The 25924-nt window shown below is 70.8% G+C and carries 26 protein-coding genes; 17 read left to right on the top strand and 9 right to left on the bottom strand.

The window, feature by feature from the left end:
• The first annotated feature begins 24 nt into the window (after nucleotides 1-24).
• The 4 genes from AC5P1B_RS24620 (at nucleotide 25) to AC5P1B_RS24635 (ending at nucleotide 2799) form a co-directional block, all read left to right on the top strand.
• Complete coding sequence (locus tag AC5P1B_RS24620; RefSeq protein ID WP_493889735.1) at nucleotides 25-600, top strand: Uma2 family endonuclease; 576 nt, start codon at nucleotides 25-27, stop codon at nucleotides 598-600.
• 196 nt (nucleotides 601-796) lie between these two features.
• A complete protein-coding gene (gene fabG / locus AC5P1B_RS24625) occupies nucleotides 797-1501 on the top strand; it encodes a 3-oxoacyl-[acyl-carrier-protein] reductase (protein WP_493889737.1) in 705 nt (234 codons plus the stop codon).
• 5 nt (nucleotides 1502-1506) lie between these two features.
• The gene (gene fabI, locus AC5P1B_RS24630) at nucleotides 1507-2280 is read left to right on the top strand and encodes an enoyl-ACP reductase FabI (RefSeq protein WP_493889738.1); all 774 of its coding nucleotides are present in this window, start codon (nucleotides 1507-1509) and stop codon (nucleotides 2278-2280) included.
• 207 nt (nucleotides 2281-2487) lie between these two features.
• Complete coding sequence (locus tag AC5P1B_RS24635; RefSeq protein WP_493889739.1) at nucleotides 2488-2799, top strand: hypothetical protein; 312 nt, start codon at nucleotides 2488-2490, stop codon at nucleotides 2797-2799.
• 79 nt (nucleotides 2800-2878) lie between these two features.
• Here the strand turns inward: AC5P1B_RS24635 and AC5P1B_RS24640 are convergent, their stop codons facing one another.
• On the bottom strand, nucleotides 2879-3568 hold the full coding sequence (locus tag AC5P1B_RS24640; RefSeq protein ID WP_493889741.1) for a FadR/GntR family transcriptional regulator: 690 nt from the start codon (nucleotides 3566-3568) through the stop codon (nucleotides 2879-2881).
• Nucleotides 3569-3895: 327 nt separating this feature from the next.
• Here AC5P1B_RS24640 and AC5P1B_RS24645 point away from each other — a divergent pair, with 327 nt between their 5' ends.
• From AC5P1B_RS24645 to AC5P1B_RS24660, 4 genes are all read left to right on the top strand, one after another.
• Nucleotides 3896-5290: a CynX/NimT family MFS transporter gene (locus AC5P1B_RS24645; protein ID WP_493889778.1), complete on the top strand. Its 1395-nt coding sequence runs from the start codon at nucleotides 3896-3898 to the stop codon at nucleotides 5288-5290.
• A gap of 41 nt (nucleotides 5291-5331) precedes the next feature.
• On the top strand, nucleotides 5332-5448 hold the full coding sequence (locus AC5P1B_RS24650) for an SGM_5486 family transporter-associated protein (RefSeq protein ID WP_281392684.1): 117 nt from the start codon (nucleotides 5332-5334) through the stop codon (nucleotides 5446-5448).
• Nucleotides 5449-5752: 304 nt separating this feature from the next.
• Nucleotides 5753-6013 carry a hypothetical protein gene (locus AC5P1B_RS24655; protein WP_493889743.1) on the top strand — a complete coding sequence of 87 codons (261 nt, stop codon included), beginning with the start codon at nucleotides 5753-5755 and terminating at the stop codon, nucleotides 6011-6013.
• A 262-nt stretch (nucleotides 6014-6275) separates the two neighbouring features.
• Nucleotides 6276-6794, top strand: a complete 519-nt coding sequence (locus AC5P1B_RS24660) for a SixA phosphatase family protein (protein ID WP_493889745.1) — start codon at nucleotides 6276-6278, stop codon at nucleotides 6792-6794.
• A 451-nt stretch (nucleotides 6795-7245) separates the two neighbouring features.
• Here the strand turns inward: AC5P1B_RS24660 and serB are convergent, their stop codons facing one another.
• Together serB and AC5P1B_RS24670 are read right to left on the bottom strand one after the other, a co-directional pair.
• Nucleotides 7246-8493 (bottom strand): phosphoserine phosphatase SerB, encoded by a 1248-nt coding sequence (serB, locus tag AC5P1B_RS24665; RefSeq protein WP_493889747.1) that lies wholly within the window; start codon nucleotides 8491-8493, stop codon nucleotides 7246-7248.
• Nucleotides 8494-9053: 560 nt separating this feature from the next.
• Nucleotides 9054-10961 (bottom strand): streptophobe family protein, encoded by a 1908-nt coding sequence (locus AC5P1B_RS24670; protein ID WP_493889748.1) that lies wholly within the window; start codon nucleotides 10959-10961, stop codon nucleotides 9054-9056.
• 218 nt (nucleotides 10962-11179) lie between these two features.
• Between AC5P1B_RS24670 and AC5P1B_RS24675 the strand changes: the two genes are divergently transcribed.
• Nucleotides 11180-13795 (top strand): ABC transporter ATP-binding protein/permease, encoded by a 2616-nt coding sequence (locus tag AC5P1B_RS24675; protein ID WP_493889749.1) that lies wholly within the window; start codon nucleotides 11180-11182, stop codon nucleotides 13793-13795.
• A gap of 243 nt (nucleotides 13796-14038) precedes the next feature.
• Here AC5P1B_RS24675 and AC5P1B_RS24680 read toward each other — a convergent pair whose 3' ends face one another.
• Nucleotides 14039-14806 (bottom strand): transglycosylase SLT domain-containing protein, encoded by a 768-nt coding sequence (locus tag AC5P1B_RS24680; RefSeq protein WP_493889779.1) that lies wholly within the window; start codon nucleotides 14804-14806, stop codon nucleotides 14039-14041.
• Between the two features lie 322 nt (nucleotides 14807-15128).
• Nucleotides 15129-15830, bottom strand: a complete 702-nt coding sequence (locus AC5P1B_RS24685) for a nitroreductase family protein (RefSeq protein WP_493889751.1) — start codon at nucleotides 15828-15830, stop codon at nucleotides 15129-15131.
• Between the two features lie 332 nt (nucleotides 15831-16162).
• On the opposite strand from AC5P1B_RS24685, the gene AC5P1B_RS24690 reads away from it, so the two are divergent.
• From AC5P1B_RS24690 to AC5P1B_RS24700, 3 genes are all read left to right on the top strand, one after another.
• Nucleotides 16163-17323 carry a GAF domain-containing sensor histidine kinase gene (locus AC5P1B_RS24690; RefSeq protein ID WP_493889753.1) on the top strand — a complete coding sequence of 387 codons (1161 nt, stop codon included), beginning with the start codon at nucleotides 16163-16165 and terminating at the stop codon, nucleotides 17321-17323.
• Nucleotides 17324-17381: 58 nt separating this feature from the next.
• Nucleotides 17382-18011 (top strand): response regulator, encoded by a 630-nt coding sequence (locus tag AC5P1B_RS24695; RefSeq protein WP_493889780.1) that lies wholly within the window; start codon nucleotides 17382-17384, stop codon nucleotides 18009-18011.
• A 115-nt stretch (nucleotides 18012-18126) separates the two neighbouring features.
• Complete coding sequence (locus AC5P1B_RS24700) at nucleotides 18127-18372, top strand: chaplin (RefSeq protein ID WP_493889754.1); 246 nt, start codon at nucleotides 18127-18129, stop codon at nucleotides 18370-18372.
• Nucleotides 18373-18629: 257 nt separating this feature from the next.
• Here AC5P1B_RS24700 and AC5P1B_RS24705 read toward each other — a convergent pair whose 3' ends face one another.
• Nucleotides 18630-19481, bottom strand: a complete 852-nt coding sequence (locus AC5P1B_RS24705; protein WP_493889756.1) for an Rv1486c family protein — start codon at nucleotides 19479-19481, stop codon at nucleotides 18630-18632.
• A gap of 109 nt (nucleotides 19482-19590) precedes the next feature.
• On the opposite strand from AC5P1B_RS24705, the gene AC5P1B_RS24710 reads away from it, so the two are divergent.
• The 3 genes from AC5P1B_RS24710 to AC5P1B_RS24720 all read left to right on the top strand — a co-directional run bounded on the left by AC5P1B_RS24710 (nucleotide 19591) and on the right by AC5P1B_RS24720 (nucleotide 21982).
• Nucleotides 19591-20382, top strand: a complete 792-nt coding sequence (locus tag AC5P1B_RS24710; RefSeq protein ID WP_493889757.1) for an ABC transporter ATP-binding protein — start codon at nucleotides 19591-19593, stop codon at nucleotides 20380-20382.
• Between the two features lie 109 nt (nucleotides 20383-20491).
• On the top strand, nucleotides 20492-20914 hold the full coding sequence (locus AC5P1B_RS24715) for an NfeD family protein (protein ID WP_493889758.1): 423 nt from the start codon (nucleotides 20492-20494) through the stop codon (nucleotides 20912-20914).
• Between the two features lie 126 nt (nucleotides 20915-21040).
• On the top strand, nucleotides 21041-21982 hold the full coding sequence (locus AC5P1B_RS24720) for an SPFH domain-containing protein (protein ID WP_493889760.1): 942 nt from the start codon (nucleotides 21041-21043) through the stop codon (nucleotides 21980-21982).
• A gap of 108 nt (nucleotides 21983-22090) precedes the next feature.
• Here AC5P1B_RS24720 and AC5P1B_RS24725 read toward each other — a convergent pair whose 3' ends face one another.
• Together AC5P1B_RS24725 and AC5P1B_RS24730 are read right to left on the bottom strand one after the other, a co-directional pair.
• The gene (locus AC5P1B_RS24725) at nucleotides 22091-22594 is read right to left on the bottom strand and encodes an HNH endonuclease (protein ID WP_493889762.1); all 504 of its coding nucleotides are present in this window, start codon (nucleotides 22592-22594) and stop codon (nucleotides 22091-22093) included.
• Between the two features lie 252 nt (nucleotides 22595-22846).
• A complete protein-coding gene (locus AC5P1B_RS24730; RefSeq protein ID WP_493889763.1) occupies nucleotides 22847-23386 on the bottom strand; it encodes a YbhB/YbcL family Raf kinase inhibitor-like protein in 540 nt (179 codons plus the stop codon).
• 93 nt (nucleotides 23387-23479) lie between these two features.
• Here AC5P1B_RS24730 and AC5P1B_RS24735 point away from each other — a divergent pair, with 93 nt between their 5' ends.
• Nucleotides 23480-23845: a barstar family protein gene (locus AC5P1B_RS24735; RefSeq protein ID WP_493889764.1), complete on the top strand. Its 366-nt coding sequence runs from the start codon at nucleotides 23480-23482 to the stop codon at nucleotides 23843-23845.
• Between the two features lie 66 nt (nucleotides 23846-23911).
• Here the strand turns inward: AC5P1B_RS24735 and AC5P1B_RS24740 are convergent, their stop codons facing one another.
• Nucleotides 23912-24694: a sporulation protein gene (locus AC5P1B_RS24740; protein WP_493889766.1), complete on the bottom strand. Its 783-nt coding sequence runs from the start codon at nucleotides 24692-24694 to the stop codon at nucleotides 23912-23914.
• 164 nt (nucleotides 24695-24858) lie between these two features.
• Here AC5P1B_RS24740 and AC5P1B_RS24745 point away from each other — a divergent pair, with 164 nt between their 5' ends.
• Nucleotides 24859-25542, top strand: a complete 684-nt coding sequence (locus AC5P1B_RS24745; RefSeq protein ID WP_493889767.1) for a DNA-3-methyladenine glycosylase — start codon at nucleotides 24859-24861, stop codon at nucleotides 25540-25542.
• Nucleotides 25543-25924 lie beyond the last annotated feature (382 nt).

Below are 25924 nucleotides of genomic sequence, written 5' to 3' on the forward strand. Positions count from 1 at the left end.
TGGAGCGGCAAAGGAGCGTCAGTCGTGGAGTACGCCCGTATGCGAGAGATCGCTGAGGAACTGTCCCAGCATGCCCCGGACCCCTTTCGTGGATATGAGATCAACGGGGACGAGATCGTCATGATGATGTCTCGCTCGCGCCCGCACGAGTTCATCGCCCTGCGCCTGCGCCAGCAGCTCGACCGCGAACTGCCCCCTGATCTCGTCGCGCACACCGGCGGCGAGGTCGAGGACGCCTCGCTCGGCAAGCTCCGTCGCCCTGACCTGATCGTGGTACCCGACGCGGTGTTCGCCGAGAACACCATGGCGCCGTTTCATCCGCGCGACATCGTGCTGGTCGCTGAGATCGTCTCCCCGTCGAATCACGCCACCGACTACGTCGAGAAGATGCACGACTACCCGGCCATGGGCATCCCCTTCTACCTCCTCGTCGACCCGCGCAAGGGCACCATGGCGGCACTGTCCTCGCCCGGCCGAGGCCCCGGGGGTGACGGCCCTCGGTACCGCACGCGCAGTGACTACGCCTTCGGTGACGACGTGACGATCGGCGAGTGGACCCTCGCGACCACCGACCTGCGCCCTTACCCCGAGGATCGCTGACCTGCCGCTCCGGCGGCGGGGGCATCGGTCTCGCGGTGGGGCCGCGCCCGGTCGCGCCTTCCCTGGTGATCCGGCGGGCTTCTGTAGGGATCTGACAGCGGGCGCCGTACGCCCCTGTCGGAGGCGGCTTCCCCGTGGCGAGCCCCCTACCGATAGTTTTCGGAGTATCCACACCACTAATCGAAAGGGTGAACCCTTGAGCCGCTCGGTTCTCGTCACCGGAGGAAACCGGGGCATCGGCCTCGCCATCGCCCGCGCGTTCGCCGAAGCGGGCGACAAGGTCGCCATCACCTACCGCTCCGGCGAGCCACCGGCCGGCTTCCTGGCTGTGAAGTGCGACATCACGGAGCCGGAGCAGGTCGAGCAGGCGTACAAGGAGATCGAGGAGAAGCAGGGCCCGGTCGAGGTGCTCATCGCCAACGCCGGTGTGACCCGTGACCAGCTCCTCATGCGCATGTCGGAAGAGGACTTCAGCTCCGTGCTGGACACCAACCTCACCGGCACGTTCCGGGTCGTCAAGCGCGCCAACCGCGCCATGCTGCGCGCCCGCAAGGGCCGCGTCATCCTGATCTCGTCCGTGGTGGGCCTGCTCGGCTCCGCGGGCCAGGCGAACTACGCCGCGTCCAAGGCCGGTCTGATCGGCTTCGGCCGCTCGCTCGCCCGCGAGCTGGGCTCCCGCAACATCACCGTGAACGTCGTCGCCCCCGGCTTCGTCGACACCGACATGACCCGTGAGCTCAGTGACGAGCAGCGGGAGGGCATCGTGAAGCAGGTGCCGCTGGGCCGCTACGCCCAGGCTGAGGAAATCGCCGCCTCGGTCCGCTTCCTGGCCTCCGACGAGGCCGCGTACATCACTGGAGCCGTCATTCCCGTCGACGGCGGATTGGGCATGGGTCACTGAACGATATGAGTGGAATCCTCGCAGGCAAGCGCATTCTGGTCACCGGCGTCCTCACGGAGCAGTCGATCGCCTTCCAGGCCGCCAAGGTCGCCCAGGAAGAGGGCGCCGAGGTCATCCTCACCGGCTTCGGGCGCGTCACGCTGGTGCAGCGGATCGCCAAGCGGCTGCCGAAGCCCGCTCCGGTCATCGAGCTGGACGTGCAGAACCAGGAGCAGCTGGACGGGCTGGCCGACAAGATCCGTGAGCACTCCAGCGACGACACCGGCCTCGACGGCGTCGTGCACTCGATCGCCTTCGGCCCGCAGGGCGCCTTCAACTTCCTTGAGGCGGACTGGGAAGACGTCTCGACGGCGCTGCACGTCTCGGCGTACTCGCTGAAGTCGCTGACGATGGCCTGCCTCCCGCTCATGGAGCAGCGCGGCGGCTCGGTCGTCGGCATCACCTTCGACGGGTCGATCGCCTGGCCGAAGTACGACTGGATGGGCGTCGCCAAGGCCGCCCTGGAGTCCACGGGCCGCTACCTGGCCCGCGACCTGGGCGCCAAGAACATCCGCTGCAACATGGTCTCGGCCGGCCCCATCAAGTCGATGGCCGCGAAGTCCATCCCGGGCTTCGAGGAGCTGGCCGACGTGTGGAACCACCGCGCGCCGATCGGCTGGGACCTGACCGACCCGGAGCCCGCCGGCCGCGGCGTCGTCGGCCTGCTGTCCGACTTCTTCCCGAAGACCACCGGCGAGGTCGTCCACGTCGACGGCGGCGTGCACATGATGGGCGCCTGACCCGGCGCTCGTCGCCGGCGTACGGAGTGAACCGGCCGTACGGATCGGCCTGGGCGTACGGATCGTACGTGCGCGGGCGATGCCCGTTCCACCCGGCGTTTGCCGAGGTGGGGCGGGCATCGCGCGTCTCAAGTCGTGAAGCCGGGGCGTCGCCGCCACACTGAAGGAGCCGGGAGACTCCTGGCAGCGTGGGGAGGAGGTACCGGCGTGCGCGCACCCCGTCGCCGGATGGCCGCCCTGGCAATCGCCGCGGCCGGTCTGACCGGACTCGTGACCTCGTCCGCTGGTGCCGCACCGACCGAAGCGGAGTGCCGCACCTCGGTCGACGGCAGTACAGGCACCGCTACCTGTTACAACCCGGACGCTGACGCGGACCGCGTCCAGCTGCACATCGAATGCCGACGCTGGTGGGACCCGGACGTGGACGGCCGTTCCGTGGAGGTCGGCCCCGCCCAGGTCGTGTCCCTCACCGACCGCTGCTGGAAGGAGATCCAGAGCGTGTGGGTGACGCACGAGTGACGCGACTCAGCCCTGCGGGCCGAGTCCGCCCCGCCGGACCGCCCGGCCAGACCGCCCGGCTTGGTTCCGTCGCCCGCGGTCAGGCGTCCCCGTCCCCGTCGTCGCTGAACCGGCAGCCGAAGGGGTGCCTGGACGCCTCAGCGGCGGCCCGTACCGCGTCCTGGTCGCGGATCGCCGTCACCAGCCGTGCGTGGTCCACGTAGGCCTCTGGCCGTAGGCACTCGCCGACATCCGCCCGGAGGAAGTCGCGCAGCACCCCGCCCAGGTCCGCGTAGAGCTGGGCCAGCACCTCGTTGTGCGACGCGGCCACGACCGCCATGTGCAAGGTCGCGTCCGCCTCCACGAAGCTTTCGGCCTTCCCCGAGCGCCAGGCCCGCTCGCGCCGCTCCAGCAGCGTGTCGAGCTGCGCCAGATCGTGCTCCGTGCGGCGTCGCGCGGCCAGCTTGGCCGCCTCGGCCTCCAGCGCGCTGCGCAGCTCAGCGACATGCCGGGGGTCGGCCCCCGCGAACCGGCGGTTCATCACCCCGGTCAGTTCGCTGGTCGCGATGACGTAGGTCCCCGAGCCCTGCCTGATGTCCAGCAGGCCGTTGTGCGCCAGTGCGCGGACCGCCTCGCGGACGGTGTTACGGGCCACTCCGAGCTGTTCGACCAGTGCGGACTCGGTCGGGATACGGGACCCCACGGCCCACTCACCGGACGTGATCTGGGCACGCAGCTGGGCGATCACCTGGTCGGCGAGCGCGGAGCGCCGGGGCGAGGTCAGCGGCATGACTCTCCTGGATGGTGGCGGCCGAGGGGCTGGGAAGGGTCCCATGATGCCGTCCTGCCGCCGGCGGATGGGGAACAGCACCGAACGGATCGCGCCGGGCCGGGGCAGGTCGCTCGCCCGCGCTTCGCGGAGTGAGGTGTCCCGCATCCACCGAATCGCACTGGACAGCTATTCATCCCATGATTCTATGATGGCCGGATGGCGGACGACGAGCTGACAATCGATGACCCGGCCTCGCCCGGCCGGTCCGCCGGAGCGGCCGGGGCGCGGTGCCTCACCAAAGCGGAACCGGGACAGACCTCCTCGGCCCGCGTACCGGGGCCGGGCATGTCCACACCCGTACCGGCGGAGCACGGCCGGGGCGGCGCGGCGCTGCCCAACGGGGCGGCGGAGCCGGCGGCGGTGCCCCGGAGCGGCAGCGGTGACGGCGGCGCCCGGTGGCAGCGGCGCGTCCTCATCGCCGGGCTGCTCCTCACCGCGCTCAACCTCAGGCCCGCCATCACCAGCCTCGGCGCACTGCTCGAAGAGGTGCGTGACGGGCTCGGCATGAGCGGCACGGTCGCCGGAATGCTGACCTCGATGCCCGCCCTGTGCTTCGCGGTCTTCGGCCTTACCGCGCCCCGGCTGGCCCGCCGGTGGGGCCCGGCCGCCGTCGTCTGCGCGGGAATGACCGCCATCGCCGCGGGCGTCCTGATCCGGCCGTTCGTCGGCGGAACCGTGGGGTTCCTCATCGCGAGCGCGCTGGCGCTGGCCGGCATCGCGGTCAGCAACATCCTGATGCCGGTGATCGTCAAGCGCTGGTTCCCCGACCGCGTCGGGTCGATGACCGGCGTCTACTCCATGGCCATGTCCCTCGGCACAGCGGGCTCGGCGGCCGTCACCGTCCCGATGACCCACGCGCTGGGCGGGAGTTGGCGCGTCGGCCTGGTCATCTGGGCGGGGCTCGCGGCCGTCGCCGTGCTTCCCTGGCTCGCCGTCGTGCGGCACCGCAAACACGAAACGGGACAAGGCGCCACAGCGGTCACCGCCGCTGGAGCGGACCGTACGCGCGACTCCGAACCGGCTGCCGGAGCGGACCGTACGCGTGACTCCGAGCCGACCGCCGCAGGGCCCTCGGCCACTGCCCCGGGCGCTGCGCGCGCCACCCGCATCACGCGCAGCCCCACCGCCTGGGCGCTGGCCGTGTTCTTCGGGCTCCAGGCCACCGGCGCGTACATCACGATGGGCTGGCTGCCGCAGATCTTCCGGGACGCCGGGGTGTCGGCCTCCACCGCCGGAGTGCTGCTCGCCGTCACCATGGTGCTGGGGGTGCCCCTCTCCTTCGTGCTGCCGCGCCTCGCCGCCCGGATGCGGCACCAGGGCGTGCTCGCGATAGCGCTGGGCTGCTTCGGGCTCACCGGCTACACGGGACTGTGGCTGGCGCCCGCCGACGGCGCCTGGGTCTGGGCGCTGCTGCTCGGCGTCTCCAACTGCGCCTTCCCGCTCGCCCTGACCATGATCGGCATGCGGGCGAAGACCAACTCGGGCGTGGTCCGGCTGTCCGCCTTCGCGCAGAGCACCGGCTACCTCATCTCCATCCCCGGACCGCTGCTGGTCGGCGCCCTCTACCAGCACACAGGAGGGTGGGACCTGCCGATCGCGCTGATGGCCGCCCTGCTGGTGCCGCAGGTCGTCGCGGGGGTCATGGCCGGGCGCGACCGTACCGTCGAGGACGAGATCTGACCCCGGCGCGGACCGCGCGGCGGCAATGGGACACTTGGCACATGCCAGTCCTGGACCCGAATCCCCAGAACGGTCAGAAGAAGCTGCTGACCATCCTCGGCGTGATGCTCGGCATCACCATCGTCATCGGCGTGATCGCGACGATCGCCTCCCCCTGACCCGCCCCGTCCTGACCGGCCCCACCGGTCCGCGCGCGTCCCCGCCGGGACGCCGATCAGGCCGCGCAGGCCCGTGCACAGGGCCGTGCGTCCGCCTCGGTGACCCATGAGGGGACCAGCTCATCCTGCGGATGGTGGGGCTAGCACCACCACCCCCTAGGGGGCCAGGTTCAGGGGCAACTGGGTGGATCACCGGATGGGGCCGGTGCCCGTTCTTCCGTACGTTCGAGGTACACCGCGACGCCGCGGTGGGCGCGGCCGTGGCAGGTGGCCGCTCACCCCTCGTTCCCCGGAGGCGATCCCCATGTCAGCCCCTGCGTACCAGCACGCTGGACGGTCCGACCGCGCGGGAGCCGCCGTCGGCGGGGGTGCGCGGAGCACGGCGGCCGACGCCGTGGAGGTGCAGCTGCCGTGGTGGGCGATCGCCCTGCCCGCTGTGGCGTTCGCGGCGCTGCTCCTGCTGCTCGTCGGTCCCTCCGACGCCCATGCCGCCGACAGCGGCACCGGCCCCGTCGCGCACCTCGTCGACGTCATCAGGGACACCGTTGGGCACCTGCTGGCCTGACGTCCGCCGCCCGTGAGCCCCTCTGCTGAGCTCCTCTGCGCCCTTCCCCGCTTCTCCCCGCTCTTCCCCGCCGTTCTCTGCTCCGCCCGCCGTCGCCGAAGGCGCTGTGCGGGCCTTCGCGGGGCGGCTGTGACCAGCGTTCCCACTGGTGGCCGCCATGACCCCGGCCCGCACCGGGGCCGTCAGCCGCGCCGTCACCCGTGCCGGAGGAGCGTCTCAACACCCCGCGCCTCGCGGCCCGTTTCATGCGAAGCTGGGACACATGAGCGTCGATGTGTCCCGCAGGATCGTCCTACTCCGACATGCCAAGGCTGACTGGCCCGACGTCGCTGACCACGACCGGCCGCTCGCGGAACGCGGCCGCAGGGACTCTCCGGCAGCCGGACGCTGGCTCGCCTCCGCCGGCATCGCCCCGGAACTCACCCTCTGCTCCAGCTCCGCCCGGACGCGCGAAACGTGGAAGCTCGCGGTCCATGAGCTGCCGCACCGCCCCAAGACGGTCTACGAGGACCGGATCTACGAGGCATCCCTGGGCGAGCTGATCGCGCTGCTCAACGAGACCCCCGACGAGGTGAACGACCTGCTGCTCGTGGGCCACAACCCCGGCATCCACGCCCTGGCCGACGCCCTCGCCGGCGACGCCGAGGGGGACACACTCGCCAGGCTGACCCGCGGCGGATTCCCCACGGCCTCGGTCGCCGTGCTGACCTTCCAGGGCTCCTGGAAGTCGGTCGAGCACGGCGTCGGACGGCTCACGGACTACTGGTCGCCGCACGAGTAAGCACAGCTCAGCAGGGTTCAGCAGGCTCAGCAGATCGAGAACGGTTCAGCACGGCTCAGCACCCGCCAGGGGCGTACGGCTCGTACCGCACAGTGATGCGATCAAGCACATGACGTCGGCCGTACGCCCTGGCCATGCGCCGTCCCCCGCTCCCCGGCCGTGCCGCTGACCCGCCGCCCTGGCGCTGACCACAAGCCCGCGCCAGGACCATCCCAGCCCCAGTCCGGAACCCGATCCGCCTTCGGCCCAGGCCCCGCTTCGCCCGCACATCCGGGTGAGGCGGGGCCGCTGCCGTCCTGAGGCGGTCGCACACCGGTCCCCGCGCCCGCGCCCGCGCGTACGGGCCCGCACCGCACCGGCGCCCATCCACGTATGCGAGATGTGCGCGGCCGGTCAGGAGCAGCGGGGCAGGGATGACCGACGTGTCCCCGGCGTATGCCCGTGCCGGGTCCTACGCGTCGTCGTCGTGCGCGTGGGTGTCGGCCGCCTCGACTTCTTCGCGGGTGATGCCCAGCAGATACAGCACGGTGTCGAGGAAGGGCACGTTCACGGCGGTGTGCGCGGCCTCCCGTACGACGGGCTTCGCGTTGAAGGCCACGCCGAGTCCGGCGGCGTTGAGCATGTCGAGGTCATTGGCGCCGTCGCCGATCGCGACGGTCTGCACGAGCGGCACTCCGGCCTGCGCCGCGAAGCTCCGCAGCAGCCGTGCCTTGCCCGCCCGGTCCACGACCTCGCCCACCACCCGGCCCGTGAGTTTGCCGTCCACCACTTCCAGGGTGTTGGCCGAGGCGAAGTCCAGCCCGAGCCGGTCCTTGAGGTCGTCGGTGACCTGGGTGAAACCCCCTGATACCACGCCCACTTGGTAGCCCAGATGCTTCAGGGTGCGGATGAGCGTGCGGGCGCCGGGAGTGAGCCTGACCTCCGCCCGGACCTTGTCCACCACGGACTCGTCGAGGCCCGCGAGCAGCGCTACCCGCGCGTGCAGCGACTGCTCGAAGTCCAGCTCACCGCGCATCGCCCGCGCCGTCACCTCGGCGACCTCCGCCTCACAGCCCGCGTGCGCCGCGAAAAGCTCGATCACCTCGTCCTGGATCAGCGTGGAGTCCACGTCCATCACCACCAGGCGCTGCGCGCGGCGTTGCAGCCCGGAGGCGACGACGGCGACATCGACGCCGAGTGCGGCGGCCTCCAGCGCCAGGGCGGTGCGCAGGGGCTCGGTCTCGGTGCCGGATACCGCGAACTCCACCGCTGTGACCGGGTACTTGGCCAGCCGGAAGATGCGGTCGATGTTGCCGCCAGTACCCGTGATGCGGGCGGCGATGGCGGCGGTCGACTCGGCGGTCAGCGGATGACCCAGGACCGTGACATGCGAGCGGCCGGTGCCGCGCGGCCGGTTGTCACCGATACCGGAGATGATCTCGGCCTGTAGCCGCAGGGAGTCGGCCCAGCTGTGCACCGTGGAGCGCAGTTCGCCCTCCGTGGCGCCGTTGCCCGCCGGTGCGGTCACCAACGCGCAGAGGACTATCCGGCCGCGGGTGACGACCTGCTCGATGTCGACGACATCGACATCGAAGGCTGCGAGGGTGTCGAAGAGCCCGGCGGTGATGCCGGGGCGGTCCTTGCCGAAGATCTTGACGAGCAGTGTGGGGACGTCGTCACCGGGCACGGCTGTGGCAGGAGGGATGTGCGATGCGCTCATGGTGATTCCACGTTATCGGTCCCGCGCCATTCGTCGCGTGGCTGTCCGGAGCGCGGACAGCCGTACGGCTGGTGGTACCCGCGCCGTCACCGGCGCTTGACCCGCCGTTTCACCCGGGACCTCCCGTCGACCTGTACGGCGTAGAACGACTACGCCACCTGGTCGCGCACGGCCGGGCGCGACGGTCCGCTGGGATTACGGGGCGCCGACCCGCACCCGTGGTCCGACGTGCGCATGCCAGCCCTACCTCTTACGGTCGCCGCGCCTTCGCGCGGGCACGCAGCCCGCAGCCACTGTCGCCAGACGTCGTCGCCGGCCACCGCCGCTATGTGCCGGTCCCATGTGTCGTATGTCCGTTCCGTCCCGTACTGCCCCGTGTTGCTTCGCGCTGTACGGAATGTGCACGGGACGTGCTGCGGCAGCGGCTGCGGCAGCGGCTCAGCGCCTCACCTCGGATTCCGCGCGGGGACCCGGGTGTGAGGCCTGGAGAGGCGCTCGCCTGCGCCGGAGACGGCAGCGGTGTCCTGCGGAGCACCGGCGAGAGCCGCGGCGGCGGTGTCTCAGAGCGGCGCGCGTGGGCCCCTCGGGGTGCCCGGCGGTGGCGGAGGCGGTGGCTCCGGCCAGCTGCCCGGTGAGCGGGGCGCGCGGCGGGGCGTGGGGCCCAGCGGGGTGCCTGCCTGCGTCGGCGCGTCAGCGGCGTCCCGGCTGGAGCGCGGGGGAGGGCCGCCCTCAGCGGCTCCCTCGTGCGGCCGGCGCCGGGGCGGGTCGCCGGGCCGCCCACCGGGAGGGCCGCCCGGCTGGTTCTGCGGCCCGTCGTCGGGCCGCTCTCCGTACGGGACGCCGCGCTGCTCGTACGGCTGCTCATGCGGCCGCTTGTACGGGTTGCGCTCGCCTGGCGGGGTCTGGGAGAGGGGCGAGGGGGTGTAGGGGCCGGGGCTATAGGCCAGGTCCGGATACGTACGCGAACCGTCACGGCCCGCGCCGCCAGCCACGTGACCGCCACCAGCTTTCTGCCCGTCGCCAGGGCCGTCCCCGGAGTTATGCGCTCCGCCGGGGCGGCGTCCCGCCAAGGCCAGAGGCGCCACGCCCCGCCCCGCCGCACCCGTCGCGCAGGCCAGCAGGGCTCCGACGGCGCCGGAGCCCAGCCCCCACGCGGCGCCGAGCAGCAGTGCCGAGACCATGCTGCCGCGCAGCTCAAGGGCCGCGCCGAAGGCGTCGATGCCGAGGACCGACAGGCTCGCGTCCGCCGTCACCTCCGTCAGCCAGACCAGCAGCGGCAGGGTGAGCGCCGTGACGATGCCGAGACGCAGCGCGCAGTGCCCCGCGAAGCCGGGCACTGCGCGGCCGTCGCGCGGCGTGCGGACGGCGGTCAGCGCCCCCGCGGTCAGCATCATCAGCGCGCAGGCGACGGCCAGCAGCCAGACCCGGCTGTCGAGTTCGGCGAGGCGGCTCACGGTGATCGGCTCGTCCGGGTCGGCGGCGAGCAGTTTGTCGACAGGGTCGGGGAGGACGGCGAGGAGCGCGCCGTCGGCCGTGCCGCGCCAGGACACGAACAGCCCGATGGGGAGGCCGAGCCACGCCCCGTTCGGGGCGCCGAGCAGGGCCGCCCCCATGACCAGCCGGGGGTGGTCGTCGCAGAGCGCCGCGTACGCCGCGGCGGCGAGCCCCGCGGCGACCGCGAGCAGGCACACCGCGTACATCGCCGAGGCGGCGGGCCGCACCAGCCGGTGCGCGGCTGACCAGCCGGACGGCGGCGGTGCGCGGCGCGAGACGAGCAACGAGACCAGGAGCACCGTGAGCACCCACACGGCTCCGCCGAGCAGTGAGCTCCCCACGTCGACGGAGTAGCCCACGGCGGCCTCGGCGCCCGCGAGGTCGGCGATTCGGTCCGGCAGTCCGCCGCCGATATCACCGATATCCGCTATGTCGCCGAGCTCGTCAGGGAGTTTGTCGGTGATTCCGCCGCCTTTGCCGTCGTCATCTCCGCCGATGCCGTCAATATCGTCGAGGCCGAGCGCGGCACCATCGATCGTGACCGTATCGTTGCCCGCCCAGGCGAGACCGCCGAGCAGCGCGACGAAAAGCGCGGTCACCACCCCGGCCCGCGCCGCGAGTTCTCCCTTTCCGATCACGGCTCCGGCGCCGCGCAGTGAACGGGCGAACAGCCAGCCGAGCAGCACAGCGCCGACCAGGCTCACTCCCAGTGGCGTGATATCGACGCTGGTTTCGGCGGTCGAGCCCGTCAGCCCGAACGCCTCGACGTCGCCGGAGGGGGTCACGGACCCGCCGACCGCCACCACCACGGCGGCGGCTGTCATGGGCCCGAGCGCCCCCGCGTCGTCGGCGCCCACCAGATGCAGGCCGAGCGCGGCGACCCCGGACATGGCGAGGAACGACCAGCCCACAGCGGCGACGGACGCCAGAACGGCATCCAGCCAACGCCCGCCCTTGCTTTCACTCCTGGCCATGACGCACCTCGATCCCCACCGGTGCCCGGATACATGTGATCCGTACGCATCCGTGGGCGCTTACTACTCTCCGGGCGCCTTTCGCCGGAGTCAACGCCACCCGTTACAGGGCCGTGTCAGGCCCGACTTTCCGTTCAGGGACTGAGCCTGAAATAGTTCCTCACGATGTTCGCCATCCCTAGACTCCCTGTGCAGGGGATTACTCGGGGGACAAGTAATTGGGGCATGGAGTGCCGGAAGTCGTACTGGAATTGAATGGACAGACCTGGACGCTTGATCCGTCCAGGGCGTACAGCCTCGGACGTGATCCGCAGGGGGACATGGTCCTTGAGGACGCCCGGGTCTCGTGGCGGCACGCCACGGTGCGGTGGGGCGGGCGCAGTTGGATCATCGAGGATCACGGCAGCACCAACGGCACCTATGTGCAAGGTCAGCGCATCCAGCAGATGGAGATCGGCCCTGGCTCCACCGTCCATCTCGGCAACGGGTCCGATGGGCCGCGGCTGAGCCTCAGCGGCGCACCCGTGGCGGCGGGCGCCGTCGGCGCCGACGCCTACGGCGGGCAGAACGCGGCGGCCGCGCCGCACCACGCGCCCCCCGCTCAGCAGCCGCAGCAGCCCGGCCCCGGCTGGGACCAGCAGCCGCAGCAGGCCCCGCCGCAGCAGCAGCCCGGCTGGCAGCAGCAGGCGCCGCACGTACAGCAGCCCGCGCAGTTCCAGCAGCCGTACGCGCACCAGCAGCAGGCCCCGCAGGGCGCCCCGCCGCAGGGACCGCATGACTTCCCGGCGCAGAAGACGCCGCACGCGGGCGGCGGCGTCCCGCAGCAGCCCGGTGGGGACCACCGCAGCCCGACCACGTTCCACCAGATCGCCGCCGGCCGGGTGATGCGGATCGGCCGTGCGCTGGAGAACGAGCTGGTCGTCTCCGACCTCCAGGTCTCCAGGAACCACGCCGAGTTCCGGGCCACGCCCGACGGCCGGTTCGAGATCGTCGACCTCGGCAGCCACAACGGCACGTACGTCAACGGTCAGCCGGTCCGCCAGCAGATCATCGGCCCGAACGACATCGTCGGCGTCGGCCACTCCACCTTCCGGCTGGTCGGGGACCGGCTTGAGGAGTTCGTCGACACCGGCGAGGTGTCGTTCTCGGCCCGCCATCTGACGGTCACGGTCGCCGAGAACAAGACCATCCTCAAGGACGTCACCTTCGGCGTCCCGGAGAAGTCGCTGGTCGCGGTCATCGGCCCGTCCGGCTCCGGAAAGTCCACCCTGCTGCGCGCGCTCACCGGCTACCGCCCCGCGAACCAGGGCGACGTCCTCTACGACAACCGGAACCTCTACAAGCAGTTCGCCGAGCTGCGGCAGCGCATCGGTCTCGTTCCGCAGGACGACATCCTGCACAAGGAGCTGACCGTCAAGAAGGCGCTCCGCTACGCGGCCAAGCTCCGCTTCCCCGGTGACACCGCGGAGGCCGAGCGCGAGGCCCGGATCGGCGAGGTGCTGCGCGAGCTGAAGCTCGACATCCACGCCGACAAGCGCGTCACCTCGCTCTCCGGCGGCCAGCGCAAGCGCGTGTCGGTCGCGCTTGAGCTGCTGACGAAGCCGTCGCTGATCTTCCTGGACGAGCCGACCTCCGGTCTCGACCCGGGCATGGACCGCGATGTGATGCAGCTGCTGCGCGGCCTCGCCGACGACGGCCGTACGGTGCTGGTCGTCACGCACTCGGTGGCCGAGCTGGCGCTGTGCGACAAGCTCCTGGTCATGGCGCCCGGCGGCTCCGTCGCCTACTTCGGCCCGCCGGAGGAGGCGCTCAACTTCTTCGGCTACGAGACGTGGGCCGATGTCTTCTCGGCCTTCGAGAACTACCGCGACTACGACTGGGCGGGCCGCTGGCGCGGCTCGCAGCACTACCATATGTACGCGGCGGACATCGACGCCGTCGCCCCGCAGTCCGTACGCGTGCAGCCGCCACCGGCCCGGATGCAGAAGCCGCAGACCTGGGGCTCCCAGCTCTGGACGCTGATCCGGCGCTACACCACGGTGATCGCCTCCGACCGGGGCTTCATGGGCCTGATGGTGATCCTGCCCGCCGTGCTCGGTGCGGTCAGTGTGGTCATCCCCGCCGAGTACGGCCTGGTCGCCGGCCCCAAGGGCAAGACGAACCAGGACGCGGGCACGATCATGCTGATCCTCGCGGTCGGCATGTGCTTCTCCGGCGCGGCCAACTCCGTACGAGAACTGATCAAGGAACGGGTGATCTACGAGAGGGAACGGGCCGTCGGCCTGTCCCGCTCGGCGTACCTGATGTCCAAGGTCATCGTCCTCGGTGTCATCACCGCGCTCCAGGGCGTCATCATCTGCGGCATCGGCTTCTCCACCCGTGAGCTGCCAAAGGAAGGACTGATCTTCCCGCCCGCCGCCGAGCTGTGCCTGGTGATCATCGCGCTCGGCTTCGCCTCGATGATGTTCGGTCTCGTCATCTCCTCGCTGGTGAAGACCGCAGAGAAGACGATGCCGCTGCTGGTCATGTTCGCCATCGTGCAGATCGTCTTCACGGGCGTGCTGTTCAAGATCCACGGGTCGCCCGGCGTCGAGCAGTTCGCGTACCTGATGCCCTCCCGCTGGGCGATCGGCGCCTCCGGCGCGACGCTGGACCTCTCGCACGTCATGGCGCCCTGGGACCCGAAGAAGCCCAACGACCTGGACCCGCTGTGGGACCACAGCGTCGGCCAGTGGGGCTTCGACATGTTCCTGCTGATCGCGATCGGCGTCGCCTGCGGCTTCGCTGTCGCGCGGCTGCTGCGCCGCCACGAGCCCGAGGTCATGCGCAAGTAACCGGCCGGGGGGTGTGGCGGGCCCGCTGGCGCCCGTCCCGCACCGTGCGAGCGCCGAGGGGCACCCGCCACCACCGCACGAGCGCCAAAGCGCACGCACCACCGCACCACCGCACAGACGCCGAAGGGCGGCACCCCGGGGAGGGTGCCGCCCTTCGGCGTCTGTGCGGGCCCGGCTGGGGAGTCCCGTGCGGCGGGACTCGCCGGGTAACGGCCGGGTGGGGAGTGGCCCGGCCGGTGCTGCTTAGTACGCCGAGTCGACGTTGTCCATCGAGCCGTACTTGTCGGCCGCGTAGTTGCAGGCGGCCGTGATGTTGGCGACCGGGTCGTAGATGTCCGAGGACGTACCGGCGACGTGGTACGCCGCGAACGTCGGGGGGATCACCTGGAGCAGGCCCTTGGACGGGATGCCGGCGGCGGCGTTGGAGTCCCAGTTGTTGATGGCCTTCGGGTTGCCGCCGGACTCCCGCATGACGTTGCGGTGAATGCCCTCGTAGCTGCCCGGGATGCCGTTCTTCTTCATGATGGCCAGCGACTCCTTGATCCAGCCATCGAGGTTGTTGCTGTAGCTGGCGGCCGGAGCGGACTTGCGCTCGGCGGAACGGCTCGCGGTCTTGACCGTCCGCTCCTTCGCGGCCTTCTGCTCCGCGACGGCCTTGGTCTGCTTGGCCTTCGTGTGCGCGGCGGCGATGGCCTTCTTCTTGGCCTCGGCGGCCTTCTGCCGCGCCTCGGCGGCGGCCTTCTTCTTGGCCTCGGCCTCGGTCTTCGCCTGCTTCTCAGCGGTCTGCGACTGCTGAGTGAGGCTGGAGTGCTGGACCTTGCCACCGAGCGCGGACTGGTCGAAGACGACGGGCTGGGCGGACAGCGCGGCGGCGTTCGGCTCGGCGTTCGACTCGCCACCGGGGACGACTGCGAACGCCAGAGCGGCGGCGCCCGCGGCGGCTATGCCCGCGGCGGAGAACTTGTGGGTCTTGGACAGACGGTGATAACCACGGATGCTGGGGACGGGCATGGCGGAGTAGACCTCTTCCAATCGCTTGAGTCGCAACTGGCCGGATTCGGCGTGACACGCCGTCTTCCTGGATCTACGGCGCCGTGCGACTCGGCAATTGTTAGCGGCCGGAAAATCTCGTGGCAAAGGTGTGACGTACTACCCTGCTTCGTACAAAAGGGGGTAGCTCCTGACCAGGAAATCGCCCCGTTTTCCCGGCCATGTGCCCCTTAAACGTCCACTACTCCCCTTCGTAGGTGATCTGCGTCCTATGTGCGGGCTCACACCGGGCCCTCCTCCCCCTCGCTCGGTGTGAGCGCCGCGGCACGGCGTGTGGCTGGAATCAGACCTCGACCAAGACCTGCGGCAGGGACTTGCGCACCAGGTCGGGCACGGCGCAGTCCTCGGCCGGATATCCCACGGGGATCACCGCGAACGCCTTCTCGTTCTCGGGCCGCCCCAGCACCCGCGACAGGAAGCGCATCGGGCTCGGCGTGTGCACCAGCGCGGCGAGGCCCGACAGATGCAGAGCGGACAGCAGCATCCCGACCGCGATGCCCACCGACTCGTCCACGTAGTAGTGCTTGCGCTTGGTGCCGTCGTCCCCCAGCCAGTAGCGCTGCTCGAAGACCACGATGAGCTGCGGCGCGTCCGTCAGGTGCGGCTTGACCTCGTCCGTGCCCAGCGGCCGCAGCGCCGCCAGCCACTCCTCGCCGAGCCGCCCCTCGTACGAGCGCCGCTCCTCATCCTCCGCGGCCTGCCTGATCTGCTGCCGAATCCCGGCGTCCTTGACGAGCACGAACGTCCAGGGCTGCTGATGCGCGCCGGACGGTGCGGTGGCCGCGCACGCGATGGCGTCCCGCACGACCTGCTCGGGCACCGGGTCGGTGGAGAACTGCCGTACGGTCCTGCGCTCGTCCATCCGGCGCCGCAGCTCGGCGGCGCGCGCCAGGGACTCGGTGGGGCCCATCCGCGCCGGGCGATAGGCGACCGGCCGGTAGGGGTCGCCGTGGGTGGGGGTCCAGTTCCGCGTTGGTATAGACATATCCCGAGTCTGGCGTCTCCCCCCGCCCGATGAGAGGCGGATTCCAGAAATCCCGCCCCCACCGAAGCCCCCGCACCCCCGCTGACTTAGGAGAGCAGCCCTCGGCGCAGTGAAGGGGGTGTGCCCGGCCAGGGGCGCGGGGAACTGCGCGCCCAGCCACGACGCACCCGCACTCCGCGACGCACGGACAGGGGCCCCGCACCCACACCCGGCACTCCCCCCCCGCACGATCCCCCGCACGCTCCGCCGGACATCGGCCTACGCCCTGCGACCTAACCCGCGGCCGCCGCCGGTCGGATACGCCCAGCTGAACCCGCCGGTACGGTGAACCCATGACCAAAGGCCCGGGCACCGGCCCCGGAACCGGCTTGGCCGCCGTCAGCACCGCTCTCCTCGCCATGAGCAGGCACCTGGAGGTCCGCGACGTCCTCAAGACGATCGTCGCCTCCGCCCGCGAACTGCTCGACGCCGAGTACGCGGCGCTGGGCGTCCCCGACGATCACGGGGGGTTCGCCCAGTTCGTCGTCGACGGCGTCAGCGACGAGCAGTGGAAGGCCATCGGCCCGCTGCCCCGGCAGCACGGCATCCTCGCCGCGATGCTCAAGGACGCCACCCCGCAGCGGCTGGCCGACGTCCGTACCGACCCCCGGTTCGAAGGCTGGCCCGCCGCACACCCCGAGATGTCCGACTTCATCGGGCTCCCCGTCGCCGACGGGGACGAGGTGCTCGGGGCTCTGTTCCTCGCCAACAAGAGGTGCCCCAAGCCGCACGGCGGCTGCGGCTTCACCGCCGAGGACGAGGAACTGCTCGCCATCCTGGCCCAGCACGCCGCCATCGCGCTGACCAACGCGCGGCTGTACGAGCGCAGCCGCGAGCTGACCATCGCGGGGGAACGCGCCAGGCTCGCCCACGAGCTCCACGACGCCGTCGCCCAGAAACTCTTCTCGCTGCGCCTGACCGCCCAGGCCGCCACCGCACTGGTGCACCGCGACCCGGACCGGGCCAAAAGCGAACTCCAGCAGGTCGCGGCGCTGGCCGCGGAGGCCGCCGACGAGCTGCGGGCCGCCGTCATCGAGTTGCGCCCGGCCGCCCTCGACGAGGACGGGCTGGTCGCGACCCTGCGTACCCAGGTTCAGGTGCTCGACAGGGCCCAGGGCGCCCGCGTCACCTTCACGTCCGACGGGGTGCGGGCGCTGCCCTCCGCCCAGGAGGAGGCGCTGCTGCGGGTCGCCCAGGAAGCCCTGCACAACGCGCTGCGCCACTCCGCCGCCGAACACGTGAACGTGACGCTCACCCGCCACAGCACGGGCGGCACGACCCTCCGTGTCCGCGACGACGGCCGCGGCTTCGACCCGTCCGCCGTGCGCCGCGCCGGACGGCACCTCGGCCTGGTCTCCATGCGGGACCGGGCAGCCGCCGTCGGCGGCCGGCTGACCGTGGAATCCACGCCCGGCAAGGGCACCGTTATCGACATGGAGGTGCCCGGTGGCTGAGCCGGAGAGCACACAGCGGACGGCCGCGACCGCGGCCCCCCGCACGGAACCCCCGCGCATCTCGGTCCTGCTGGTCGACGACCACCAGGTCGTCCGCCGGGGCCTGCGCACCTTCCTGGAAGTACAGGAGGACATCGAGGTCGTCGGCGAGGCGTCGGACGGCGCCGAGGGCGTCGCCCGCGCGGAGGAGCTGCGGCCCGACGTCGTCCTCATGGACGTGAAGATGCCGGGCACCGACGGCATCGAGGCCCTGCGCAAGCTCCGCGAACTGCAGAACCCGGCCCGGGTGCTCGTCGTCACCAGCTTCACCGAGCAGCGCACCGTCGTCCCCGCGCTGCGCGCCGGTGCGGCGGGCTACGTCTACAAGGACGTCGACCCGGACGCCCTGGCGGGCGCCATCCGCTCCGTCCACGCCGGGCACGTACTCCTCCAGCCCGAGGTCGCCGGGGCGCTCCTGTCGCAGGACGAGGCGAACAACGGCCAGGGGCGTGGCGCCTCGCTCACCGAACGTGAGCGGGAGGTCCTGGCCCACATCGCCGACGGCCGCTCCAACCGGGAGATCGCCCGGGCGCTGGTGCTGTCCGAGAAGACCGTGAAAACACACGTCTCCAACATCCTGATGAAGCTCGACCTCGCCGACCGCACCCAGGCCGCTCTGTGGGCCGTCCGGCACGGTATTGGCGACTGAAGTTTCATACGGTCGTGTGATTGGCGTCCTGGTGGCGCAACCCATCTGGCAGCAGGCCGTTCTCCATGGCATGCCGCGGCGGCTGGCCGCGGTGCCATGCTGAGAAGGGTTGAGAGTGAAGAACATCAAGAGGGCCGCCACCGTATCGATCATGATCGGCGGTCTCGCTATCGCTGGTGGGGGGACCGCCTCAGCGGTCGGCGGGGCCAGTGCGGAGGGCAGGGCCGTCGGCTCTCCGGGCGTTGTCTCCGGTCTCGAAATCCAGGTGCCGGTGAGCGTCCCGGCCAACGTCTGCGGCGACACCGTCGACGTGGTGGCGCCGCTGAACCCGACCGTCGGCAACAGCTGCGTCAACAGCTGACCGGCTCTCCGAGGGCGGCACTCGCCCCCGCCTGAGCGCGCGGGCCCCCGTGCGGACTCGCCCGAGCGGCGGCTGCCTCGTACGCGGACATCCTCGTACGGCGCAGTCCGGGCAACGCCCGCACAGGTCCACCCCGCGCATCACCCGGCCCCGCGGCACCCCCGCGGGGCCGGGTCGCCTCCCGGCCGTCATCAGGTCCGGAGGTCTTCCCCTGCCGGGGCGGCTCCGCGCACAGGGCGCACGGAGCCGCCCCTGGCTCAGGACTGCCGCTGCTCCACGTACGCGTTGTACGCGGCGACCTGGGCCCGCCGCGACGTCCGCTCCACAGGCCGCAACGCCTCCGCCCGCGCCGCGATCTCGGACGCGCTCACCGCACCACCGTGCTCAGGCCCGTACGCGATGTCCACCAGCGTTCCCACGCGCTGCGCCAGCTCCAGCACCCGCACGGCACGCGGCGGATAGCCCGGCGCGAGCACCTCCCGGCCCCGCTCGGCACGCGCCCGGTACGCCTCAAGGGCGGCGTCGGTGACCGGCCCCGAGCCCGCCACGTTCAGCCGGGACAGCACCTCGGTCGCCTCGCGCAGCGCCTCGGCCAGCTCACGCTCGGCCTCGCCCAGCGACGGCACGTCCGCGGGCGGCGCCTCCCGGACCGGCAGGCAGTGCCACACCACCTCGACGTGGACGTCCTCCGCGGACACCGCCGCCCCGGAGGCCCCCGGGCTCCCGTCCGTCAACCCAGGGCCCGCCCGGCGCTCCTCGGGCACGAAACCGAGGCCCACGCCGACCGCGATCACCGCCTCGCCCGCGTCCAGCGCCTGCTTGTTGAACGCCGGGGGCCCGCTCAACCCCAGCGGATGCCCGGCCACCGGCAAGGCCACGCACAACCCGGTCGCCCCCATGGCTCTGAGCCGTCCGATGGCCAGCGTGAGCCCGACCGGCACGGGCTCGGCCGCGGTGCCCGGCGGAGCGTCCCGCTCCGGCAGGCCGACGACACGGTGTGACGCATCCGGGCCGGTGATACGGTACGCCGCGTCATCAGGCGAGATAAGCCCGGCAATAAGGGCATTTCCCCATGCGGCGAGGCGTCCTGATCGAGGTTCATCGAGCATGCCACCAGCCTAAGGACTGGCACTGACATCGCGTGGCGTAGGTTTTGCCTGGGAGCTGTGCCCACAGGCACACGCGACATTCGAGACTGCAAGGGGAGACAACGCGCTCATGAGCGATGTTCTGGAGCTGGTGGACGTATCCGTGGTCCGCGACGGCCGGGCTCTGGTGGACCAGGTTTCCTGGTCAGTCGCCGAGGGAGAGCGATGGGTGATCCTCGGCCCCAACGGCGCCGGGAAGACGACCCTCCTCAACATCGCCTCCAGCTATCTCTTCCCGACCACGGGCACCGTGCAGATCCTCGGTGAGAAGCTCGGCGGCGTCGACGTCTTCGACCTCCGGCCGCGCATCGGCATGGCGGGCATCGGGGTGGCGGACAAGCTCCCCCGCAGCCAGACCGTTCTGCAGACGGTCCTCACCGCCGCGTACGGCATGACGGCCACCTGGCAGGAGAGCTACGAGGCCGTCGACGAGGACCGGGCCCGCGCCTTCCTGGACCGGCTCGGCATGAACGACTACCTGGACCGGAAGTTCGGCACGCTCTCCGAGGGCGAGCGCAAGCGCACCCTCATCGCCCGCGCGATGATGACCGACCCGGAGCTCCTCCTCCTCGACGAGCCTGCGGCCGGCCTCGACCTCGGCGGCCGCGAGGACCTCGTACGCCGCCTCGGCAGGCTCGCCCGCGACCCGTACGCGCCCTCCATGATCATGGTGACGCACCACGTCGAGGAGATCGCCCCCGGCTTCACCCATGTCCTGATGATCCGCCAGGGCGAGGTGCTCGCCGCCGGCCCCGTGGAGACCGAGCTCAACTCGCGCAACCTCTCGCGGTGTTTCGGCCTTCCGCTCCTCGTCGAGCGCAACGGTGACCGCTGGACCGCCCAGGGGCTGCCCCTCACCTGAGCCGGTGACGGCACGCGCGGTCAGGGCCGAGCCCAGCTCGACCGGCGGCACCGGCGTGGACTGATCCGCGCCCCTGTCCCCGGACGTGGCCGCCAACTACCATGACCACGTGGACGCATGGGTGTGGTGGCTGATCGCCGCCGTCGGGTTGGGAATTCCCCTCGTCGTGACGGCGATGCCGGAATTCGGAATGTTCGCCGTCGGCGCCGTCGCCGGTGCCATCACCGCGGCGCTCGGTGGCGGCATCGTGCTCCAGGTGGTGATCTTCGCTGTCGTCTCGGTCGCCCTGGTCGCCGTCGTGCGGCCCATCGCGGCGCGGAGCCGTTCCCAACGCCCGGCTCTGGCCAGCGGCATCGACGCGCTGAAGGGCCGGCAGGCCGTCGTCCTAGAGCGGGTCGACAGCGCCGGTGGGCGGATCAAGCTCGCGGGTGAGGTGTGGTCAGCGCGCTCTCTCGACACGGACCAGGCGTACGAGCCTGGCCAGCAGGTCGATGTCGTGGAGATCGACGGAGCGACGGCCATCGTGATGTGAGCTGCCGTCAGGACAATCGGCGTCCCACCGTGCGGTGGTCCGTTGACCGGCTGCGCGGTGGTCCGCTGATCTGACAGACTCATCTATCAAGATCGACCCACAACCGAAGGGCAACTGGGAGCCGCTATGGAACCGATCATCATCGTCCTGATCATCCTGGTGGTGCTCGTGTTCATCGCCCTGATCAAGACGATCCAGGTCATCCCGCAAGCCAGCGCTGCCATCGTCGAACGATTCGGCCGCTACACCCGCACCCTCAACGCCGGCCTGAACATCGTCGTCCCGTTCATCGACTCCGTCCGCAACCGCGTCGACCTCCGCGAGCAGGTCGTGCCGTTCCCCCCGCAGCCGGTGATCACCCAGGACAACCTGGTCGTCAACATCGACACCGTCATCTATTACCAGGTGACCGACGCGCGGGCGGCGACGTACGAGGTCGCCAGCTACATCCAGGCGATCGAGCAGCTCACCGTCACCACGCTCCGGAACATCATCGGCGGCATGGACCTTGAGCGGACCCTGACGTCCCGTGAGGAGATCAACGCAGCACTGCGCGGTGTCCTCGACGAGGCGACCGGCAAGTGGGGCATCCGTGTCAACCGCGTCGAGCTGAAGGCGATCGAGCCGCCGACCTCCATCCAGGACTCGATGGAGAAGCAGATGCGCGCCGACCGCGACAAGCGCGCCGCGATCCTCCAGGCGGAAGGTGTCAGGCAGTCGGAGATCCTGCGCGCCGAAGGCGAGAAGCAGTCCTCCATCCTGCGCGCCGAAGGTGACGCCAAGGCCGCCGCCCTGCGCGCCGAAGGTGAGGCGCAGGCGATCCGTACGGTCTTCGAGTCCATCCACGCCGGAGACGCGGACCAGAAGCTGCTCGCCTACCAGTACCTCCAGATGCTGCCGAAGATCGCCGAAGGCGACGCCAACAAGCTCTGGATCGTGCCCAGCGAGATCGGCGACGCGCTGAAGGGGCTCGGCGGCGCCCTCGGCAACTTCGGCCCCATGGGTGGCGGCTCGGGCGGCTCGAACGCCGAGTCCGCGCCGCGCCGTGAGCAGCCCAGGATCGACTGACCCGGCGCCCGGTTCTCCGGGCCCCGTTCATCGAGATGGCCCCGCCGCTCTGCCGAGCGACGGGGCCATCCGCGTTCGTCCGCCAACGCCGCTACGCGCTGTCCGCTGTCAGGCGGGCACCGGCAGCCAGTCCGGCAGCGCCTCCCGCCCCGCGCCGCCGAGCGCGAGCACCAGCGCGTCGGACGGCGAAGGCTCGAACGGCGCGCGGAGCAGCCGCATCCCCGCCTGCTCCGGCGTCCTGTCCGCCTTGCGGTGGTTGTCCTCGGCGCAGGACGCGACCGTGTTCAGCCAGGTGTCCCCACCCCCGTGTGATCGGGGCACCACGTGGTCCACGGTCGTCGCCCTGCGTCCGCAGTACGCGCAGCGGTGCCGGTCCCTGACCAGCACACCGCGCCGCGACCACGGCGCCCGTCTTCGGAACGGCACCCGTACGTAACGGCAGAGCCGGATCACCCGGGGCACCGGAAGATCCACGTCGGCCGCCCGTACGCGCAGACCGGGAAGAGCCTGTTCGACGACGGCCTTGTCCTGCAGCACCAGCACGACCGCGCGCCGCAGCGTCACTGTCGACAGCGGCTCGAAGCTCGCGTTGAGCACCAGGGTCTCGCGCATCCCGAACACCTCCCGCTTCCCGGCCCGCCCCGTGCCGGGCCCGGATCAACTCTGTACGGGAGGGCGGGCGACGACAACGCAATTTAGGGCGGCGCGGGGGCGCGGAGAGGACCAGGCGGACACGTGAGGCGTCCCCGGGCCCTTGAGGGGCATGGCTTGACGGAACGTGTGAGGGGACGGGCTCATGACATGGACCCGTCCCCGGAAACACCGCACGGCGGTCTCACGCGTGCGCGCGCACGCGTGCCCGCCTCAGCTCTCGGCGGGCGTCTCGTACTCGCCGATCAGCTGGGCGCGCGCCAGCGTGTGGAAGCGCAGGTTGAACCCGACCACGGCCGGCGACGCCTCCGCGTCCGGGCCCAGCCTGTCCTCGTCCACGGCGTACACCGTGAACACATACCGGTGCGGGCCGTCCCCGGGCGGCGGCGCGGCACCGCCGTAGTCCCGCGTGCCGTAGTCGTTCCGTACGTGCAGGGCACCCTCGGGCAGCCCCTTGAAGTCCTCGCTGCCCGCGCCCGCGGGAAGCTCGGTGACGGTGACCGGAAGGTTGAAGACCGTCCAGTGCCAGAAACCGCTGCCGGTCGGCGCGTCGGGGTCGAAGCAGGTGACGGCGAAGCTCTTCGTCTCCGCGGGAAAGCCGTCCCAACGCAGGTGCGGCGACAGGTTCCCGCCCGCCTTCGCCTGGTCTTCCTTCAGCACACCACCGGGCACCACATCGTCGCTCCGCACGGTGAACGACGGCACCGGGGGATGGAAGTCATGGGGGAGTGGGCGCCGGTTCTGCTCGGGCACGTTGAATCCTCTCTGCTCGCGCGACTCGCGGTCACCGCCAGCCTAGCGAGACCGCCGCAGCGGGACACGGGCCCGGCTGGGAGCATGACCCACATGACCGAACCCGAGGAAAGCTCCCCGCAGCCCAGCTGGCACACCGCTGAACTGGACCTCGACGGCGTGCGCGACAAGGCGGCGTTCCTCGACCGCTGCGCACGGGACCTGGACCTGCCCCAGTGGTTCGGCCGGAACTGGGACGCCCTCGCCGACTGCCTGAAGGATCTCTCCTGGTGGGGCGCGTCAAGCGGCTACGACGTGCACGTACGAGGCTGGACGGAGTTCCGGTCGGCGGCTCCGGAGGCGGCGGACACCGCGGCCGGGGTGCTCGCCGACGCCATCACCTACTGGTCCGTCCGCCCCACCCCGCTGAACGTCGTCTTCGACCCCCCGGACGCGTCCGGTCCCGGCAACGCGTACTGAGCGACAAGCGCGCGGGGCGTGCGCCGACCGATCGGTGCACGCCCCGCGAAGGTCCAGCCTTGGCGATCAGAGCCAGTTGCGCTTGCCGCCGACGTCCGCCAGCCACTGGTTCAGGTACGCGGCCCAGTCGGTGTCCTGGTAGCCGGTGAGGCTCACGGTGAAGGCGCGGTAGGAGTCGCTGCCCTCGGTGAAGAGACCCGGCTTCTTGTCCATCTCCAGGATGACGTCCATCTCGCGGTCGTCAGCGACGAAGGTCAGCTCCACCTGGTTCAGGCCCCGGTACTGCTGCGGCGCGAAGAACTCGATCTCCTGGTAGAAGGGCAGCCGCTGGCGCGTACCGCGGATGTGCCCGCGCTCCAGGTCGGCGCTCTTGAAGCTGAACCCGAGGCTGCCGAAGGCGTCGAGGATCGCCTGCTGCGCGGGGAGGGGGTGGACATTGACGGGGTCGAGGTCACCGGAGTCCACAGCGCGCGCGATCTCCAGCTCCGTGGTCACACCGACGTTCATGCCCGTCAGGTGGCGCCCCATGAACATCGTCACCGGCGTCTCCCACGGGATCTCCAGCGAGAACTGCACCGCGTGCACAGCACCCGGCTGCACCTCGAAGGCCCCGCCCAGACGCTGCTTGGTGAACTCGACGTCCTGCTTGACCTCCTGGTCGCCGCTCTCCACCTCCACCCGCGCCTGCAGGCCGACCGAGAGTCCCTCGATCTGCTGGGCCACCGAGCCACCCTGGATGCGCACCTCACCCTGGACGACGCCACCCGGAACGACGTTCTCCTCGGTGAGCACCGTCTCCACCGAAGCCCCGCCGGCTCCCATGCTCGCGAGCAGCTTCTTGAAGCCCATGTTGTTCCTCCACAAGACGCGACGTCGTCTCGTCGCCTCGGTCGTGTTCGCTTGATCTCTACACACGCGCAACCACCGCGGCCGGTTCCGCGCGACACACCCTCGCAGCCCGCCGGTCCCAGGCCAACAGAGCGCGCGGAAGCGTTGCCGTACCCTCGGGCCGTGTGATTGTGGGATCTGACCGTACGCCGCTCGACCGCTCGTTCTTCAACCGCCCTGTTCTCCAGGTCGCGCCCGATCTCCTCGGCCGGACTCTCGTCCGCCTGACACCGGAGGGACCGATCGAGGTACGCCTGACAGAAGTAGAGGCGTACGCGGGACCGGCCGACCCCGGCTCGCATGCCTATCGCGGCCGCACCGAGCGCAACTCCGCGATGTTCGGGCCACCCGGGCACGCCTACGTCTACTTCACCTACGGCATGTGGCACTGCCTCAACCTGGTGTGCGGTGAGACCGGCACGGCGAGCGGAGTACTACTGCGCGCGGGAGAGATCATCAGCGGCCACGAGCTGGCCCGTCCCCGCCGCAAGACCGCGCGCAACGACCACGAGCTGGCCAAGGGACCGGCACGTCTGGCCACAGCTCTGGGCGTGGACCGGAACCTGAACGGGGCCGATGTCTGCGCGGGCCCCGACGCCGCCCTTCAGGTGCTGCACGGCCAGCGCACACCACCGGAGCAGGCACTCAGCGGACCGCGCACCGGAGTAGGGGGAGAGGGCGCCACCCACCCGTGGCGCTTCTGGACCGCGGGCGACCCGACCGTCAGTCCCTACCGGGCCCATACGCCCCGGCGGCGCGACCGGTCTGTGAGCAAGACGGAGCTTGACGCGGGGCGCTCCGGCGCCTAATGTAGTCCGAGCCGCTTGAGACGGGCAGTGCTGTCAGCGCGACCGCAAGATCGCGTAGAGAGAGCCTGAGAGCCCCAAGCAGCAAAAACCACTACTAGGCACGACTCCCAATCGGGGCGACTTTCGGCATGCCGAAATTCCAACCGAAAGCCTCGATTATGAGGCACCGGGGAAATCCGCTAAAGTAGTGATCACGCCGGAAGGCGCGAAACAAACCCCCCTCCAACGGGGACCGGAAACAAATTCAGACCAGACCGCGGCTTACGGGAAGCGGAAACGGACTGGAAAAGGATCTGGTAAGGTTGGAAACACAGAAGGGAAAGCCCGGAGGGCCTGGTGAAACAGGCGCAAAGGAAGCGTCCGTTCCTTGAGAACTCAACAG

The organism is Streptomyces sp. A01 (assembly GCF_059026195.1).